General features: G+C 61.0%; 13 protein-coding genes and 1 pseudogene. 5 read left to right on the forward strand and 9 right to left on the reverse strand.

From position 1 onward, the window contains the following. Positions 1 to 131 precede the first annotated feature (131 nt). From GV819_RS23400 to GV819_RS23425, 6 genes are all read right to left on the reverse strand, one after another. Positions 132 to 956, reverse strand: coding sequence for an ABC transporter permease (locus GV819_RS23400; protein WP_161758414.1), 825 nt, complete (start codon positions 954 to 956; stop codon positions 132 to 134). 13 nt (positions 957 to 969) lie between these two features. Further along, on the reverse strand, positions 970 to 2,217 hold the full coding sequence (locus tag GV819_RS23405) for an ABC transporter permease (protein ID WP_161758415.1): 1,248 nt from the start codon (positions 2,215 to 2,217) through the stop codon (positions 970 to 972). A 143-nt stretch (positions 2,218 to 2,360) separates the two neighbouring features. Then, positions 2,361 to 3,422 (reverse strand): ABC transporter substrate-binding protein, encoded by a 1,062-nt coding sequence (locus GV819_RS23410; protein WP_161758416.1) that lies wholly within the window; start codon positions 3,420 to 3,422, stop codon positions 2,361 to 2,363. A 44-nt stretch (positions 3,423 to 3,466) separates the two neighbouring features. Next, positions 3,467 to 4,591 carry an ABC transporter ATP-binding protein gene (locus tag GV819_RS23415; protein WP_161758417.1) on the reverse strand — a complete coding sequence of 375 codons (1,125 nt, stop codon included), beginning with the start codon at positions 4,589 to 4,591 and terminating at the stop codon, positions 3,467 to 3,469. A 301-nt stretch (positions 4,592 to 4,892) separates the two neighbouring features. Next, on the reverse strand, positions 4,893 to 5,522 hold the full coding sequence (locus GV819_RS23420) for a response regulator (RefSeq protein ID WP_161758418.1): 630 nt from the start codon (positions 5,520 to 5,522) through the stop codon (positions 4,893 to 4,895). Between the two features lie 13 nt (positions 5,523 to 5,535). Beyond that, the gene (locus tag GV819_RS23425; protein WP_161758419.1) at positions 5,536 to 7,935 is read right to left on the reverse strand and encodes a PAS domain-containing sensor histidine kinase; all 2,400 of its coding nucleotides are present in this window, start codon (positions 7,933 to 7,935) and stop codon (positions 5,536 to 5,538) included. Positions 7,936 to 8,009: 74 nt separating this feature from the next. On the opposite strand from GV819_RS23425, the gene GV819_RS23430 reads away from it, so the two are divergent. Next, positions 8,010 to 8,999, forward strand: coding sequence for an alpha/beta hydrolase family protein (locus GV819_RS23430; protein WP_161758420.1), 990 nt, complete (start codon positions 8,010 to 8,012; stop codon positions 8,997 to 8,999). Between the two features lie 58 nt (positions 9,000 to 9,057). Here the strand turns inward: GV819_RS23430 and GV819_RS23435 are convergent, their stop codons facing one another. The 3 genes and pseudogenes from GV819_RS23435 to GV819_RS23445 all read right to left on the reverse strand — a co-directional run. Then, positions 9,058 to 9,825 carry a TerB family tellurite resistance protein gene (locus GV819_RS23435; RefSeq protein WP_161758421.1) on the reverse strand — a complete coding sequence of 256 codons (768 nt, stop codon included), beginning with the start codon at positions 9,823 to 9,825 and terminating at the stop codon, positions 9,058 to 9,060. Position 9,826: 1 nt separating this feature from the next. Beyond that, positions 9,827 to 10,501 (reverse strand): N-acetylmuramate alpha-1-phosphate uridylyltransferase MurU, encoded by a 675-nt coding sequence (gene murU / locus GV819_RS23440; protein ID WP_161758422.1) that lies wholly within the window; start codon positions 10,499 to 10,501, stop codon positions 9,827 to 9,829. A 257-nt stretch (positions 10,502 to 10,758) separates the two neighbouring features. Continuing rightward, positions 10,759 to 11,523, reverse strand: a pseudogene (locus GV819_RS23445) (aminoglycoside phosphotransferase family protein); the annotation flags it as partial. A 131-nt stretch (positions 11,524 to 11,654) separates the two neighbouring features. Between GV819_RS23445 and GV819_RS23450 the strand changes: the two are divergent. From GV819_RS23450 to rsmA, 4 genes are read left to right on the forward strand one after another with little or no spacing between them, the layout of a single operon-like run. Further along, positions 11,655 to 14,495, forward strand: a complete 2,841-nt coding sequence (locus GV819_RS23450) for an LPS-assembly protein LptD (protein ID WP_161758424.1) — start codon at positions 11,655 to 11,657, stop codon at positions 14,493 to 14,495. Next, complete coding sequence (gene surA, locus GV819_RS23455) at positions 14,476 to 15,792, forward strand: peptidylprolyl isomerase SurA (RefSeq protein WP_161758425.1); 1,317 nt, start codon at positions 14,476 to 14,478, stop codon at positions 15,790 to 15,792. The genes GV819_RS23450 and surA overlap by 20 nt, the downstream gene beginning before the upstream one ends. Beyond that, positions 15,789 to 16,778: a 4-hydroxythreonine-4-phosphate dehydrogenase PdxA gene (gene pdxA, locus GV819_RS23460; protein WP_161758426.1), complete on the forward strand. Its 990-nt coding sequence runs from the start codon at positions 15,789 to 15,791 to the stop codon at positions 16,776 to 16,778. Before surA ends, pdxA begins: the two co-directional genes overlap by 4 nt. Then, positions 16,775 to 17,587 (forward strand): 16S rRNA (adenine(1518)-N(6)/adenine(1519)-N(6))-dimethyltransferase RsmA, encoded by an 813-nt coding sequence (gene rsmA, locus GV819_RS23465; RefSeq protein WP_161758427.1) that lies wholly within the window; start codon positions 16,775 to 16,777, stop codon positions 17,585 to 17,587. Before pdxA ends, rsmA begins: the two co-directional genes overlap by 4 nt. Positions 17,588 to 17,613: the final 26 nt, after the last annotated feature.

The raw sequence follows: 17,613 nt of genomic DNA on the forward strand, positions 1-17,613 counted from the left end.
TAAGGTGGGAGCTGGCACAAGCGTAGCTGGCGATTATTGGTTGTCGCCTATTCAGCAGACGAATGCGTGGATCGCAATGCCGCAGCCACTCCCGCTGTTTGCGGCAGTGGCTCGGAGTCGGCGCCAAGCCCTCAAACCTGAGCGGTACGCAACTTCTCGCTGCGCCCGCGCAGCCATTCCAGGGTCAGCAGCAGGATCACCGAAAAGGCGATCAACAGCGTCGCCGCGGCAGCGATGGTCGGGCTGAGGTTCTCGCGAATCCCGCTGAACATCTGCCGAGGCAGGGTGGCCTGCTCGGGCCCGGCGAGAAACAGCGTCACCACCACCTCGTCGAACGAGGTAGCGAAGGCGAACAACGCACCACTGATGACCCCGGGAGCGATCAACGGCAGGGTCACCCGGCGAAAGGTGGTCAGCGGCGAGGCACCGAGGCTGGCCGCAGCCCTGACCAGGTTGTAGTTGAAGCCCTGCAGGGTTGCCGACACGGTGATGATCACAAAAGGCACCCCGAGCACCGCATGGACGATGATCAGCGAAAAGAAACTGTTGCCCATGCCCAGCGGTGCAAAGAACAGGTAGCTGGCAACACCGATGATCACCACGGGTACGACCATCGGCGAAATCACCAGTGCCATCACCAGCGCCTTGCCGGGAAAGTCGCCACGGGTCAGGCCGATGGCCGCCAGGGTGCCGAAGACCATGGCCAGCAAGGTCGCGGCCGGGGCGACAATAATGCTGTTCTTCAAAGCACGCATCCATTCGGCGGAAGCGAAGAAATCCTGGTACCAGTGCAGCGAGAAACCCTGCAGCGGGTACACCAGGAAACTCCCCGAGTTGAACGACAGCGGGATGATCACCAGCACCGGCAATACCAGGAACAACAGGATCAGGCCGCAGAGAATCCGCAAGCTGTAGAACCAGACCCGCTCGACGGGCGACATATAGGGGCTCAACATTTCGATTATCTCCTTAGCTCAGGCGCAGGCGACTGGCGCCCACCAGCCAGCTGTAAATCAGATAGAGCACGATGGTCGCCAGCAACAGCAAGCCGCCCAGAGCCGTGGCCATGCCCCAGTTGATACTGGTGTTGGTGTAGAAGGCGACGAAGTAGCTGACCATCTGATCGTTCGGACTGCCCAGCAGCGCCGGGGTGATGTAGTAACCGATGGCCAGGATGAACACCAACAGGCAGCCAGCGCCGACACCCGCGTAAGTCTGCGGGAAGTACACCCGCCAGAAGCTGGCAAACGGATGACAACCCAGGGAGATCGCCGCGCGCATGTAAGTCGGCGAGATGCCCTTCATCACGCTGTAGATTGGCAGGATCATGAACGGCAGCAGGATATGCACCATCGAGATGTAGACCCCGGTGCGGTTGAACACCAACTCCAGGGGTTTATCGATCACCCCCATGGCCAGCAAGGCGCTGTTGATCAGGCCGCCAGACTGCAAGAGCACAATCCACGCTGCCACCCGCACCAGGATCGAGGTCCAGAACGGCAGCAGCACCAGGATCATCAGCAGGTTGCTCTTGCGCGCCGGCAGGTTGGCCAACAGGTACGCAAGGGGATAGGCCAGGGCCAGACAGATGGCAGTGATCACCAGGCCCATCCAGAAGGTCCGGGCGAAGATATCCAGGTAAATCGACTGGTCCGGAGTGGCTGGGGTCAGCTCCCCCAGGTCATCGATGCGATGGTCCACTGCCGCCAGCAGGTAATAAGGCGTAAGGCTGCTGGTGTTGCGACGGATCGCCTGCCAGTAGGCCGGGTCGCCCCAGCGCTCATCCAGGCTCTCCATGGCCTCTTTATAGGATTCGGGCTCGGCCTTGAACGGCAAGGCACGGGCAGTCTTGGTCAGCAGGCTACGATAGCCGGCCAACTCCATGTTCAGGCGCTTGGACAGATCGCCCAGGGTCTGATTCTTGCGGGCATCCGCCAGGTCTTCGCTCAAGGCTTTATAGGCCGCCTCCGCCGGCAGGCCACGACCGTCCCAGGAACTCACGGCCACGACGGTGCGCGGCATGCCCCCGACCACTTCCGGGTTGCCGACGCTCTTGTACAGCAGCGCCACAATCGGTACCAGGAACACCAGCAGCAGAAACAGCACCAGAGGTGCAATCAAGGCCTGGGCCTTCCAGCGGTTGACCCGCTCGGCACGGGCCAGCCGCTGCTTCAAGGTCGGGCCGGTGACCGCGTTCAGGGGAACGGTGATGGTCATGACAAACTCCGCGAATCGATCTTTCGAATACAAACCACCACAGGTAGGAGCCGGCTTGCCCGCGAACCCGGCGTATCAATCAACAACGATGGTGCTGCTGATGACGCCTTCGCGGGCGAGCCCGCTCCTACAACAGAGGCTGGTTACTTGGCTGCCCAGGCGTTGAAGCGCTGTTCCAGTTGCTCACCGTTATCAGCCCAGAAGCTGACGTCGATCTGCACCTGGTTGGCGATGTTTTCCGGGGTGGTCGGCATGTCCTTGAGAACGTCCTTGGCCAACAGCGGCACGGCCTGGGTATTGGCTGGACCGTAGGCGATGTTCTCCGAATAGATTTTCTGTTGTTGCGGTTGCACCGAGTAGGCGATGAATTTCTTCGCGGCCTCGGCGCGGGCCTTGTCCAGGCCTTTGGGAATGGCCCAGGCATCGAAGTCGTAGATGCCGCCGTTCCAAACGATCTTCAGATTGCTTTCCTTCTGCACCGCGGCGATCCGACCGTTGTAGGCCGAGCTCATGACCACGTCGCCGGAAGCCAGGTACTGCGGTGGCTGGGCACCCGCTTCCCACCACTGAATGTAAGGCTTGAGTTCATCGAGTTTCTTGAAGGCTCGGTCCTGGCCATCTTTGCCTGCCAGTACCTTGTACACGTCCTTGGGTGCAACACCGTCGGCCATCAGGGCAAATTCCAGGGTGTACTTGGCGCCCTTGCGCAGGCCGCGCTTACCCGGGAATGTCTTGGTATCCCAGAAATCGGCCCAACTGCCTGGTGGTGCTTTCAGCTTGTCGGCGTTGTAGGCCAACACGGTGGACCAGACGAAAAAGCCCACCCCGCACGGCTGGATGGCACCCTTGACGTAGTCTTCACTCTTGCCGAACAGCGCCGGGTCCAGTTGCTCAAACATGTCCTCGTCACAACCGCGGGACAGCTCAGGGGATTCAACCTCTACCAGGTCCCAGGACACGCTCTTGGTATCGACCATGGCCTTGATCTTGGCCATTTCGCCGTTGTATTCGCCGGCAATGATCTTGCCATTGCCCGCTGCTTCCCAAGGGGCATAGAAGGCTTTGACCTGAGCCGCCTTGTTCGCCCCACCAAAGGACACCACGGTCAGGTCCGAACCCGCCGCCATGGCGTGCGCCGCACCCAGCATGCCCAATGCCACAGCGATAGCGCCAAGCGGGGCGGTAAATTTCAGGGATCTCAACATTTATTGTGTTCTCCACGTGCAGGTTGGTGTTGCAGGGGGGGCGATCAATTCGCCTCTAGAAGCGGATCGAGCGCGCGAACGTGCTCGACTTGCCAGCCAAGCGGAACCACGTCGCCCACCGCCAGCGCAGGATCGAGCTCGGCAATCGGCTGTTTGACGAAAAAGTCGCTCTTGCCACAGACCTCCAAGCGCACTCGGACGTGGTCGCCCAGGTAGATGAATTCCGCCACCCTCCCAGAGAAGCGGTTGCTGCAACGTTCACTGGAGCCATTGAGGCTTACCCGCTCCGGGCGGATGGACAGGGTCACGGGCCCGCCGACTTGGCCGACATTCACCGCCAACGCCTCGACTTTCTCGCCACGCCCCAGTTCCACCACGCAGCGCTCGCCGCTATGGCTGTGGAGACGACCGTTAAGACGATTGTTCTCACCGATGAAGTTGGCCACGAAGGTGTTTTTCGGTTCTTCGTAGAGGGTTCGCGGCGGCGCAATCTGCTGGATCTCGCCCTGATGGAACACCGCCACCCGGTCGGACATGGTCAGGGCTTCGCCCTGGTCGTGGGTCACATAGACCACGGTCAAGCCCAGACGCTGGTGCAGGTGCTTGATCTCCATCTGCATGTGTTCGCGCAGTTGCTTGTCGAGAGCCCCCAGGGGCTCGTCCATCAGCACCAACTGCGGCTCGAACACCAGGGCCCGGGCCAGGGCCACCCGCTGCTGTTGGCCGCCGGACAACTGCGCCGGGTAGCGCTGGGCGAAGGCATCGAGCTGCACCATGCTCAGCACGCGCTTGACCCGCTCGCTGATGTCAGTCTTGCTCAGGCCGCGCACAGACAAGGGAAAGCCGAGGTTCTCGGCCACAGTCATGTGCGGGAACAAGGCGTAGTTCTGGAACACCATGCCGATATCGCGCTTGTGCGGCGGCACATTGTTGATCGAGCGCCCGGCCAACTGGATCTCACCGGCGGTTGGGGTTTCAAACCCGGCCAGCATCATCAGGCTAGTGGTCTTGCCGGAGCCGGACGGTCCCAACAGGGTGAGGAACTCGCCTTTGCGAATTTCCAGGTTGAGGTCTTTGACGATCAGGTTCTCGCCGTCGTAGCTCTTCTGCACTCCGCGAAAGCTGACCAGAACATCGTTGGCCCCAGCGCTTGAATCGACCTCGCTCATACCCACACCTTTTGTTTTAGACGGCTGTGGGACAAGCCTAGTAGAGCCCGCAGCCCCCGAAAATCGGGGGGTAGGAGAGATTCGCCTCAGCCACCTGGAAGGTTGTGTGTAGGGATCGCCCTACAAGGATGGCGGGATTGGATAAGAGCGGCAGCGAGTATCCAGCGGCAAGCTGCAAGAACAGGCAAAAGCCCGAGGGCGGAGATGTCGCAAATGGATATGTACCCTTCCCCTCTGTGGGAAAGGGCACCGGCTGTAACCAGGGGGTTTTCTCACTGGACCGCGAAGTCGCCCCATCGCATCAGAGCAACTTGTGCTCCATCGCGTACTTCACCAACTCGGCCAGGGAGGTGATGTTGAGCTTCTGCATCAACCGCGCCTTGTGGGTACTGATGGTCTTGCTGCTGAGGGCCAGTTGCTGGGCGATGTCGTTGACATTGGCCCCCTGGGCCAGACGCTCGAAGACCGAAAACTCGCGCTCGGAAAGCAGCGAATGCAAGGGCCGGGAGTCGGTCAGGCCGACCTCGAAGACCATCCGGTCCGCGAGGTCCGGATCAATGTAGCGACCGCCGGAAGCGACCTTGCGAATTGCCGTCAGCAACAGCGACGGGTCGCTGTCCTTGGTGGCGTAACCGGCGGCGCCGATCTTCAGTGCCCGGGCCGCCATCTGCGCCTCGTCATGCATCGACAGCACCAGGATCGCCGGTGGATTGTTCAATGCACGTATTCGTGGAATGGCCTCCAGGCCATTTACCCCAGGCATGGAGATGTCCAGCAACACCACCTCACAGGGCACCTGACGCAGGGTTTCCAACAGTTGCTCGCCGTTGCTCGCCTCGCCCACGACCAACAAATCTTTGGCCAGGCCAATCAGTTGCTTGATGCCTTCGCGGACAATGGTGTGGTCTTCAGCTACCAGTACACGGATCACGCGCGTCTCCTCGTTATTGTTTTATGTCCAGAGGCACCCGGACGCTCAGGGTGGTGCCTTCGCCCTGCTCACTGTGCAGCCGCAGGCTACCGCCCATGATCAGCACGCGTTCACGCATGCCCACCAGACCAAATGAGGTCGGGCGTGCAGAAGCGGTGTCAAACCCCAGGCCGTCATCACTGATGCTCATGCACAACTCGCCCTCTTCCAGGGTCAGGCTCAGCTCCACAGTATGCGCCTGGGCATGGCGCATGACGTTGGTCAGGGCCTCCTGGAGAATGCGGAACAGGCCGATGGCCTTGGCATCACTCAGTTGCGGCAGATTATCCGGTACCTGGACCAGGCACGGGATCTGCGTGCGCGCCTCGAAGCGTCTGGCCTGCCATTCGATCGCCGAAGCAATGCCTGCATCGAGGATCGGTGGACGCAGGGCCGTGGCCACGTCCCGCACCAGCTGGAACAATTGGGCGATCAGGCGCTTCATGCTGTTGAGCCGCTCATGCAGACCTGGGTCGAGCTGGGCGTAGGCCAGCTCACACATGGAGGTTTCCAGCTTGAGCACGGTGAGCATCTGCCCCAGTTCGTCGTGGACTTCCCGGGCAATGTGGGCTTTTTCTTCTTCGCGCACGCTTTCCAGGTGCGCCGACAACTCGCGCAGCTGTTCACGAGAACTGGCCAATTCCAGCTCGATGCGCTTGCTTTCGCTGATGTCCCAGACGATGCCGTCCCAAACGAAGGTGCCATCATCCAGGCGCCGGGTAATGGCCTTGATTTCGGCCCAGCGTTGCTGGCCCTGGCGAGTCAGGATGCGGCCCTGCCAGGACCAGTCGCTGTCAGTGTCCAGGGCCTGATCCTGGGTCTGGTGATAGCTAGCCTTGTCATCCGGGTGCACCAGGCTGCGCAGGCCTTTGTCCCTGTGGCCGAGCACCGCCGGCGAATAGCCCACCAGGGTTTCACTGCCTTCACTGATGTAGGCAAAATCGATCTGCCCGGTGACCGGTGCCCGCTCCAGGCGGAACACCAGGCCTGGCACATTGGCCGCGATGCCCTGCAAGCGCGCCTCACTCTCGCGCAGGGCTGCCAGAGCTCGGCGGCGCTCGGTCACGTCGTTGAGGTAGACCACCAGGTATTCACTGTCGCGAAAGCGCAGGAAACTCAAGGACACATCCGTCGGCAGGATGCTGCCGTCTGCCCGCACACATTGGGTCTCAAAACTTTGCACCCCCTCCTCGCTGGCCCGGGCACGCTTCCACAGGTTGAGCCAGCGGTCCATGTGCAAGTTGGGTTCGAAATCGATCAATGGGCGTTCGACCACGCCCCCTGCCGGGTAGCCAAGCATCTCTTCGGCGGCGCGGTTGGCATAGCGCACATGGCTGTCCCAGTTGACCCAGAGAATGCCCACGGTGCTCTGGTCGATGGAGAACTGGGTCAGGCGTAGCGCCTCCTCATTGGCAGCCCGCAGAGCGATGTCCTCCCGCGCCGCCAGCAGCCGCTGTTCCAGGCCGCGTTGCTGACGACGCTGCCAGAAGACGATCGCCAGACTGGCCAACAGCAGGATCACCAGCAATAGGCTGAGGTTCTGCCAGACCCCGGGAGACTCACTCAAACGCGGATATTTGGGCTGCAGCCAACGACTGTGGAGCTGTTCCAGCTCTTTGGCCGGAATCGCGTGCAAGGCCGTCTCGACGATGCTGGCCAGCTCTGGCCAATCGCGCCGCGTCGCCACCCGCAACAGCTGCGGCAGGCCTATATCCCCCACCACCGCCAGCCCGGCAAACTCCGCCTCCCCTGACAAGCGACTGAGTTGCGCCTCATCCACCACCGCATAACGAGCCTGTTGGCTCAGCAGCAACTGCAAGGCCTGACGCTCCAGAGGAACTCCTTGCAGGTTAAGGTTGGGATAGGTCAGGCGCAGATAGTCGGCGACGGTGCTGGGCATGCGCACCGCGACCCGGGCCTGGCTGTCGAGTTTTTCCAGCTCCACGACTCCTGCGCCCTTGCGCTCCCCCACCACCAGTTGTGGCACTCGCATATAGGGGTCGCTGAACAACCACAGGCGCAGGCCGGCTGGGGTCTGCGTCAGGCCTGGAGCCATGTCCACTTCGCCGTCACGCAGGGCTTTCTCCAACTGCGCCTGATCGGGAAAATTACGCCAGCTCAGCTCAATGTTCAGGGCCTTGGCCAGCGCCTGCATCAATTCGACGTTGGCCCCCGACAGGCGCTGCAGGCGCCGATCGTACTGGGCGAACGGTGCCTGCAACACCAGGCCTACGCGCAACTCGGGGTGCTGTTCCAACCACTGGCGTTGCTCGTGACTCAACGGCGCGATCGGCCCATTGGACGCTGGCGCCGCCTCTCCTATCAAGGGAAGGCACAGACAGCCGATAAGCAGAAGGCAGCGAAAAAGCATCATCTGAAGTCTCACACCCTGACAAATACTGACCAACCCATTAGGCTGCCGGAATTACTTCTGGCCTGGAATATCCGATGCCCTTTGTCCACCGCTCGGCACTGCCTGCATTGTGCCTGTCGCTGATCCTGCCTTGGGCCTTTTCTGTGGAAGCCGCCGATCCGGCCCCGGCCCCCAAAAGCACTGAGCAACAGCCGGCGCAACGCCAACCCCTGCCTGAGCGTAGCCAGGAGGAAGCTGCCGCCCTGGAGCGCCAGCTTCCCGCCCAGGAACAACAGCAACTGCAAACCGGCGGCGACAGCTTCCTGGCGCTGTGGAAACCGGCCAACACCAGCGAACCCAAAGGCGTGGTGATCATCATCCCTGGTGCGGGCGAGAGTGCCGACTGGCCGCAAGCTATTGCACCACTGCGCAACAAGTTGCCGGACACTGAATGGGGCAGCCTGAGCCTGAGCCTTCCCGACATGCGCAGCGACGCCGCGCAACCACGGGTTGTCGAAGCTGCACCGGCGCCCACGGACAAGGCCAATACGGCCAAGGACGCCAGCACCGAAGCCAAGCCCATCGAACAAGTGGCCGGCGGTGAATCCGAGGTAGCTGATCGCGTGGTGGCGCAAAGCACGGAAGAACAAGTCAAGGCAGATGCCGAGCGCATCTTTACCCGGATCGACGCGGCCCTGGCCTTCGCCGAACAGCAGAATGCCCGCAGCATCGTACTTCTCGGCCATGGCACCGGCGCTTACTGGGCTGCACGCTACCTGAGCGAGAAACAACCGTCACAGGTGCAAAAACTGGTCATGGTGGCGGCGCAATCACCGGCCAATGGCCAACCGCAACTGGTGGAACTGACCCCGACTTTGAAACTGCCAACCGCCGACTTCTTCTACGTCGACAAGCCCCAGGCGCAGAAAGCCGCCCTGGAAAGGCTGCAAGCCAGCAAGCGCTTGAAGCACTCGAACTTCAGCCAGATTCCCCTCAAGGCTTTGCCAGGCAACCAAAACGCCCAGCAAGAACAACTGTTCCGTCGAGTTCGTGGCTGGCTGAACCCCCAGAACACTGACCGCTGAGAGCAGCAGGCCGCCATTGCCTGACAGGCAGCGGCGGCCCCCCCAACACCCCTCCCCTTCAGCGAAAGTCCCGGCGCTGGCGTATCAACGCATAGGCACTGTGCAGCTCACGGGTCTTTTCCGTGGCGTCACGTACCTGGGCTGCACTGGCGCCGCTACCGGCGATCTTGTCCGGATGATGACGACTGAGCAGCCGACGATAGGCGTGCTTGATTTGCGCCGGCTCACTGGTGGCGGCAACCCCCAACACACTCAATGCTTCCTGATAGGTGATGGTCCCTTCCCCCAGGCTCTTTCTGGCCGGCCCATAATCTTGTGCCAGCGCCTGAATCTGCTCCGTGGTCCAGCCTAGCCATTTACCCCAGAGCTGGATCAGCTCGCGCTCCGCTGGCCCCACCCGGCCATCGGCCCAGACCATACGCCAACAAGCCCGCAGCACACCTTCTGCGGCGTGGGGCTGGGTACCAAGACGCCGCAGGTACCCGCGCAGGCGATCATTGCCCGACTTGCCACGGTTAAAGGCAGCAATGGCCCGGCGCTGCCCGGCATCATTCATCTCCAGCGAACGCATTTCCTGACGCGCCTGCTGAATATGACCATCGACTACCCGGCCATCACTTTTCGCCAGCCGTCCCAACAGTACGAACAGCAGTTCATCGTTGCGCAACGCCGGGCGACCGCCCAGGCGTTCACGTACCTGCGCCCAGCTGCGCAGTTGCAGACGCCGGTCCAGCGCCTGCCCCAACAACGCACCAAGCATGGCCCCCGGAATGCTGGCAATTGCAAAACCCGCTCCGGCTCCGATCAGAGTCCCTGGCCACCACATATCAGCGACTCGCTTGCAGCAAGTGTTCAACCTGCGCCAAGCGCTCGACAGTGCCGACATCAATCCACTGCCCCTGCATATGCTCGCCGCTGACCTGTCCCTGGGCCATGGCTTCGCGAAGCAGCGGCGCCAGTTTGAAGGGGCCGGCGACACAATGCTGGAACAGCCGAGGATGCAGAACGGAGATGCCGCTGAACGTCAGGGCCGCAGCGCCAGGCTGGGCATCGTGCAACAGGCCGTTCTCCAGGCAGAAATCACCGCCGCTGGGATGGTGCGCCGGGTTGTCGACCATCACCAGGTGAGCCAGCCCGGCCAGGGGGCGACGCAGAGAGGCAAAGTCGTAGTCGGTCCAGATGTCGCCGTTGACCACCAGGAACGGCTCTTCGCCCAGCAAGGGCAACGCCTGGAAAATGCCACCGGCAGTTTCCAGAGGTTGGCTTTCCGCCGAGTACTGGATATTCAGGCCCCAACGCTGACCATCGCCCAAGGCATCCTTGATCTGCTGGCCAAGCCAGGCATGGTTGATGACGATATCGCGAAAGCCCGCTGCCGCCAGGGCCCGCAGGTGGTATTCGATCAAGGGCACGCCAGCTACAGGCAGCAGCGGTTTGGGAGTGGTCAAGGTCAAGGGGCGCATGCGTTCACCCTTACCGGCGGCCAGAATCATCGCCTTCATGCATTGGCTCCCACCGGCTGGCGCAGGCTGAGCAGCAACTGCGACAACTCCACCAGTTCGGGGCGGCGAGCCAGCACTGCTTCTATATAGGCAAAGAAGCGCGGGACATCCGCCAGGTAGCGAGGCTTGCCGTCGCGATGGCAGATTCGCGAGAAGATGCCGATTACCTTGAGATGACGCTGAACGCCCATCAGATCACTGGCCCGAAGAAACTCGTCAAAGTCCTCATGGACCGCAATCCCTCGTGCCCGTGCCTGGTTCCAGTAGTCGTTCAACCAGCCCTGAACGCGCGATTCCGGCCAGCTGAGGAAGGCATCCTTGAACAAACAGGTCACGTCGTAGGTCACCGGACCGTAGACCGCGTCCTGAAAGTCCAGTACCCCCGGGTTCGGCTCGCTGAGCATCAGGTTACGTGGCATATAGTCGCGATGCACCAGCACCTTGGGTTGCGCAAGGGCACTGTCGATCAGCAAATCGGTAACCTTTTGCCACTGCTCGCGCTGCTGCTGATTCAAGGTAACGCCCAACTCACGCCCGACGTACCACTCAGGGAACAGTTCCAGTTCGCGGCGCAGCAAGGCGACATCGTAGCTGGGCAATGGCGCATCCATCGGCAGTTGCTGAAAGGCCAGCAACGCTTGCAGCGCATCGTCGAAAAATGCGTCGGCATTGTTCTCGTCGATCACGTCAAGATAGGTCTGGTTGCCCAGGTCATTGAGCAAAAGAAAGCCACGAGGCAAATCTTGTGCATAAATTTTCGGCACGTTAATGCCGGAAGTCGCCAGCAAATGGGCGATATCCACGAAGGGTTTGCAGTTTTCCTGGGGCGGCGGAGCGTCCATGACCACGAAGCTGCGGCCCGCCCCCTGCCAGCGGAAATAACGGCGGAAACTCGCGTCGCTGCTGGCCGCGGTCAACGTTGCCGAGGGCACCTCGCCCCAGCCTTGTGCTGCATAAACAATCGCCAACTGCTCATCGAGCCAAACTTTCAGGTGTTGCAAGCGTACATCTTGGTCAGGCATTACAAGGGTCTCCGACGGCGCTAGCCGTCAAGCGGGTCATGCTTTATTATCCAGCATCTTTTTCAGACCATCGAGAGGCGTGCGGCCCACCACCGCGGGCAGATGGCACGCAGGAAGCCCGGACTAATAAGATGGCATTGAAATCCCCCGCGTTTCGTAAAAAATTTCCGTTGCTGGTTACCGGCAGTTTGCTGGCCCTGCAACCTCTAGCCACTTCCTTCGTGGTCGCCGCGGAACAGTATGACTGCTCGGTCTCTGCTTCGGGTGGCTGGGCCTGTGCGCCGAAAAGCAGCGCAGCCCAACTGCCTCCGCGCCCGGTCCACGACGCCAGCTCGGTCAGTTCCAGCGGTTCCACCGCGGCCGAAAGCGTAGGCTCCGGCGAAGCCAGCGGCGACAAGCCAGCACTGGTGACCCAGGCCAAAGGTCGTGGTCTGAAGTCCCGCAGTACGGACTACAGTCACCTCGACTGGGTGCCGCGTGAAAAACTCACCGCCGCTCAATTGGCTGAAACCGGTCCTTACTGCTCTGGTTCCTATATCGAACCGATTCGTCCTGGCATGAATGACAAGACGAATAAAAGTGACGCGCCGACCTTTATCGGCGCCAAGGCTTCGCGTTATCAGCAGGAAGAACAAGTTGCGACCCTGGCCGGTGACGTGGTCATGCGCCAAGGCAGCATGCAGGTCGAGGCCGATGAAGCAAGCCTGTACCAGGCCGAGAATCGTGGCGAACTGAGCGGTAACGTGCGCGTACGCGACAATGGCGCGCTGCTGGTCGGCGACCACGCCGATGTCCAACTGGACACCGGTGAAGCCAAGGTCGACAACGCCGAGTACGTCCTGCACAAGTCTCGGGTCCGTGGTAACGCGCTGTACGCCAAGCGTGCAGAAAACGCCATCATCCGCCTCAAGGATGGTACGTACACCACGTGCGAGCCGAACAGCAACGCCTGGCAGCTCAAGGGCAACAACATCACCTTGAACCCGGCCACCGGCTTCGGTACTGCGACCAACGTCACCCTTCGGGTCAAAGATATTCCGGTGCTCTACACCCCATATATCTACTTCCCGATCGACGATCGTCGCCAGTCCGGCTTCCTGCCGCCGAGCATCAGTACCGGCAGCGACACCGGCTTCATGCTGGTCACCCCGTACTACTTCAACCTGGCGCCGAACTACGACGCCACGTTGTACCCACGCTACATGGCCAAGCGCGGCCTGTTGATGGAAGGCGAGTTCCGCTACCTGACCAAGAGCAGCGAAGGTCAGTTCGGCGCCGCCTACCTCAACGACGACGATACCGATCGCAGCAAGCAGACCGACTACGAAAAAACCCGCTACATGCTCAACTGGCAGCACAAGGGCGGGCTTGATTCGCGCCTGATGACCGAGGTCGACTACACCAAGATCAGTGATCCTTATTACTTCCAGGATCTGCAAACCGACCAGATCGGCGTAAAGACCACCGACTACGTCAACCAGCAAGGCGCCGTGACCTATCGTGGCGACGACTACACCGCACGTCTCAACGTGCAGGCGTATGAACTGGCGAGCGTGTCCAACATCACCCCGTACAACCGGCTGCCGCAGATCACCTTCAACGGTGCACTGCCGTACCATCCGCAAGGTTTGGATTTCACCTATGAAACCGAGCTGGTGCGGTTTGAGCGGGATCTGTTGAAAGGTAACTACCTGGATAAAAACGGCGGACCTATTGATCCTGAGACCGGCATGGTTGGCACTCCGCGTCTGGACACTAACGTCACTGGCCTTGCGCGAGCCAATGGCGACCGTCTGAATCTCAAGCCAGGTGTAAGCCTGCCGCTGAACTGGAGCTATGGTTATCTGACTCCATCTCTCAAGTACATGTACACCCAGTACAATCTTGATTTGGATGGAACAGGCAAGGACCAGATTGTTGACGCCCGCAACGCAGCTGCTGCCAAAGGCACTCGGTTTATCGACGGCGAATACAGCAGCTCACAAAACCGCGGCGTCCCAATCGCCAGCGTCGACGGCGGCCTGTACTTCGACCGTGACACCCAATGGTTTGGCAAGAACTACCGCCAGACCCTGGAACCACGGGCGTTCTACCTCTATGTACCGGAGGAAGACCAGAAGAACATCCCGGTATTCGATACCGGCGAGTCCACCTTCAGCTACTCCTCGCTGTTCCGTGACAACCGTTTCTCCGGTTCCGACCGTGTCGGCGACGAGAACAAGCTGTCTCTTGGCCTGACCAGCCGCTGGATCGAAGACAACGGCTTCCAGCGCCAACGCGTCAGCGTCGGTCAAGCCGTGTACTTCAAGGACCGCACCGTCCAGTTGCCAGGCATCGATTACCGTACCCGTGCTGACGCCACGTCCAACGTCTCGCCTTATGCGCTTGAGTACGAATACCGCTTCAACCGCGACTGGCGCGCCAACACAGAGTACAACTGGGATCCGGATAGCCACAGCACGCGCTCCGGCAGTGCAATGTTCCACTACCAGCCTGAAGACAACCCGAACAAGGTGGTCAACGCCGGTTATCGCTATCGCAACGACCAGATTCGTTACGACCAGAACAGCGGTACCTGGAAAATGGGTGGCGACTACGGCACCCCGGGCACTCCGGGCTACGTGAAGGACTACTACAAGATCCAGCAGCATGACTTCTCGGTGATCTGGCCGATCGTGCCGCAATGGAACGCCATCAGCCGCTGGCAGTACGACTACAACCGTAACCGCACGCTCGAGGCCTTCGGTGGTTTCGAATACGACAACTGCTGCTGGAAACTGCGCCTGATCAGCCGTTACTGGGTCAAGTATGACGAGTTCAGTCAGAACGCTCCGGAAAACGAGAAAGGCGACCGCGGCATCTTCCTCCAAATTGTTCTGAAGGGACTCGGTGGCGTCATGGGCACCAAGGTAGAGAGCTTCCTCGACAAAGGCATTCAAGGTTATCGTGAACGTGAAGACCAAGCTTTCTGATTGTCTGCGCCCGCTGATGCTGGGCGCGCTGTTCCTGAGCACTGCGGCCAGCGCCGCCGTGCAGTCCATCGACAAGGTCGTGGCCATCGTCGACAACGACGTGGTCATGCAGAGCCAGTTGGACCAGCGGGTTCACGAAGTTCAGCAAACCATCGCCAAGCGTGGCGGTGGCGTGCCGCCGACCAGCGTCCTGGAACAACAGGTTCTGGAGCGTCTGATCGTTGAAAACCTGCAACTGCAGATTGGCGAACGCTCAGGCATCCGTATCACCGACGAAGAACTGAACCAGGCCATTGGCACCATTGCCCAGCGCAACAGCATGAGCATCGAGCAGTTCCGTGCAGCCCTGGCTCACGACGGCTTGTCTTATGACGATGCCCGTGACCAGGTTCGCCGCGAGATGATCATCAGCCGTGTGCGTCAACGCCGTGTGGCTGAGCGCATTCAGGTATCGGAGCAGGAAGTGAAGAACTTCCTCGCCTCGGACCTTGGCAAGATGCAGCTCTCCGAAGAATTGCACCTGGCCAACATCCTGATTCCGACCCCGGAAAGCGCCAACTCCGAGGCCATTCAGAACGCGGCCCGTCAGGCTATGGATGTGTACCAACAGCTCAAGCAAGGTGCGGACTTCGCGCAACTGGCGATTGCCCGTTCCGGCAGTGACAACGCCCTGGAAGGCGGCGACATGGGCTGGCGTAAAGCCGCTCAATTGCCCCCTCCGTTCGATCGTGAACTGAGTGCAATGGCAGTGGGCGAAATCACTCAACCAGCGCGTACCCCAGGCGGCTTCATCATCCTCAAGCTGCTGGACAAGCGTGGCGGCGGCAATCAGGTGCGTGACGAAGTGCATGTACGCCACATCCTGATCAAGCCAAGCGAAATTCGTAGCGAAGAAGAGACCAAGCGCCTGGCGCAGAAGCTCTACGATCGCATCGAAGCCGGCGAAGACTTTGCCGAACTGGCGAAAAGCTACTCGGAAGACCCGGGCTCGGCGCTCAACGGCGGCGACCTTAACTGGATCGACCCGAACGCTCTGGTGCCGGAATTCCGCGAAGTGATGGCCAAGACCCCGCAAGGTCAGCTGTCCAAGCCGTTCAAGAGCCCTTATGGCTGGCATGTCCTGGAAGTCCTCGGCCGTCGTGCCACCGACAGCACCAGCCAAGCCCGCGAGCAGCAAGCCATGACCGTCCTGCGTAACCGTAAATACGACGAAGAGCTGCAGACCTGGCTACGCCAGATCCGTGATGAAGCCTATGTCGAGATCAAACTGCCAGGCGCGGAACAGGCGGCACATTGAAACCCAGACGTTTCGCACTGACACCCGGTGAGCCTGCGGGCATAGGTCCTGACCTTTGCCTGCTGCTCGCCTCGCAACCCCAGCCACATCCCCTGATTGCCATTACCAGCCGTGACCTGCTCCTTGAGCGGGCCACGCAACTGGGTGTGGCGGTCGATCTGCTACCGGTGACCCCGGACCAACTACCGACGGTACCCGCTCCGGCGAACAGCCTGTATGTCTGGGATACATCTCTGGGCAAACCAGTGGTCAGTGGCCAACTGGACAAGGCCAATGCCGCCTTTGTCCTGGAAACCCTGACTCGCGCTGGCCAGGGCTGTCTCGATGGGCATTTCGCCGGCATGATCACCGCCCCCGTACATAAGGGCGTGATCAACGATTCCGGGGTCGCCTTTTCCGGCCATACCGAATTCCTCGCCGACCTGACCCACACCGAACAGGTCGTGATGATGCTCGCCACCCATGGCTTGCGCGTAGCACTGGTGACTACTCACCTGCCCCTGCGGGAGATCGCCGACGCGATTACCGTCGAGCGACTGGAACGAGTCACGCGGATTCTGCACGCCGACCTGCAGCACAAGTTCGGGATCGCCCGGCCGCGCATCCTGGTTTGCGGGCTCAACCCCCATGCCGGCGAAGGCGGGCACCTGGGCCGCGAAGAAATCGACATTATCGAACCCACCCTAGAGCGCCTGCGCAATGAAGGCATGGACCTGCGTGGCCCATTGCCTGCCGACACTCTGTTTACCCCCAAATATCTGGAGCACTGCGACGCAGTGCTGGCGATGTACCACGACCAGGGCTTGCCTGTGCTGAAATACAAAGGTTTCGGCGCGGCTGTCAACGTAACGCTCGGCTTGCCGATCATCCGCACTTCAGTCGACCACGGCACCGCCCTGGATCTGGCCGGCAGCGGCAAGATCGACACCGGCAGCCTGCAGGTCGCCTTGGAAACCGCCTACCAGATGGCCGAGAACCGTTTATGAGCGAGCAATACCAACACCGGGCGCGCAAGCGCTTCGGCCAGAACTTCCTGCACGACGCGGGCGTCATCGACCGTATCCTGCGGGCTATCCATTCCAAGCCCGAAGATCGTCTGCTGGAAATCGGCCCGGGCCAGGGCGCCCTGACCGAAGGCCTGCTGAACAGCGGTGCGCAGCTGGATGTGGTGGAGCTGGACAAGGATCTGATCCCGATTCTCAACCAGCAATTCGCCGACAAGATCAACTTCAACCTGCACCAGGGCGATGCCCTGAAGTTCGACTTCAATACCCTGGGTGCAGCACCCAGAAGCCTACGGGTAGTCGGCAACCTGCCCTACAACATATCTACCCCGCTGATCTTCCACCTGTTGCAGAACGCCGGTCTGATCCGCGACATGCACTTCATGCTGCAAAAGGAAGTGGTCGAGCGCCTGGCTGCCGGCCCTGGCGGTGGTGACTGGGGTCGCCTGTCGATCATGGTTCAGTATCACTGCCGCGTGGAACACCTGTTCAACGTCGGCCCCGGCGCCTTCAATCCCCCACCGAAGGTCGACTCGGCGATCGTACGACTGGTACCGCACGCGGTACTGCCGCACCCGGCCAAGGACCACCGCCTGCTGGAGCGCGTCGTTCGCGAAGCCTTCAATCAGCGTCGCAAGACCCTGCGCAACACCCTCAAGGCCCTCCTCAGCAACGCCGAGATCGAGGCCGCAGGCGTCGACGGCAGCCTGCGCCCCGAGCAGCTCGACCTGGCGGCCTTCGTGCGCTTGGCCGACCAGCTGGCAGACCAGGTCAAGCCCGACGCCAACTGAAACGCCCCGGGCCGATAACGGGTAGG

The organism is Pseudomonas sp. Fl5BN2 (genome assembly GCF_009908205.1).
Classification (GTDB): domain Bacteria; phylum Pseudomonadota; class Gammaproteobacteria; order Pseudomonadales; family Pseudomonadaceae; genus Aquipseudomonas.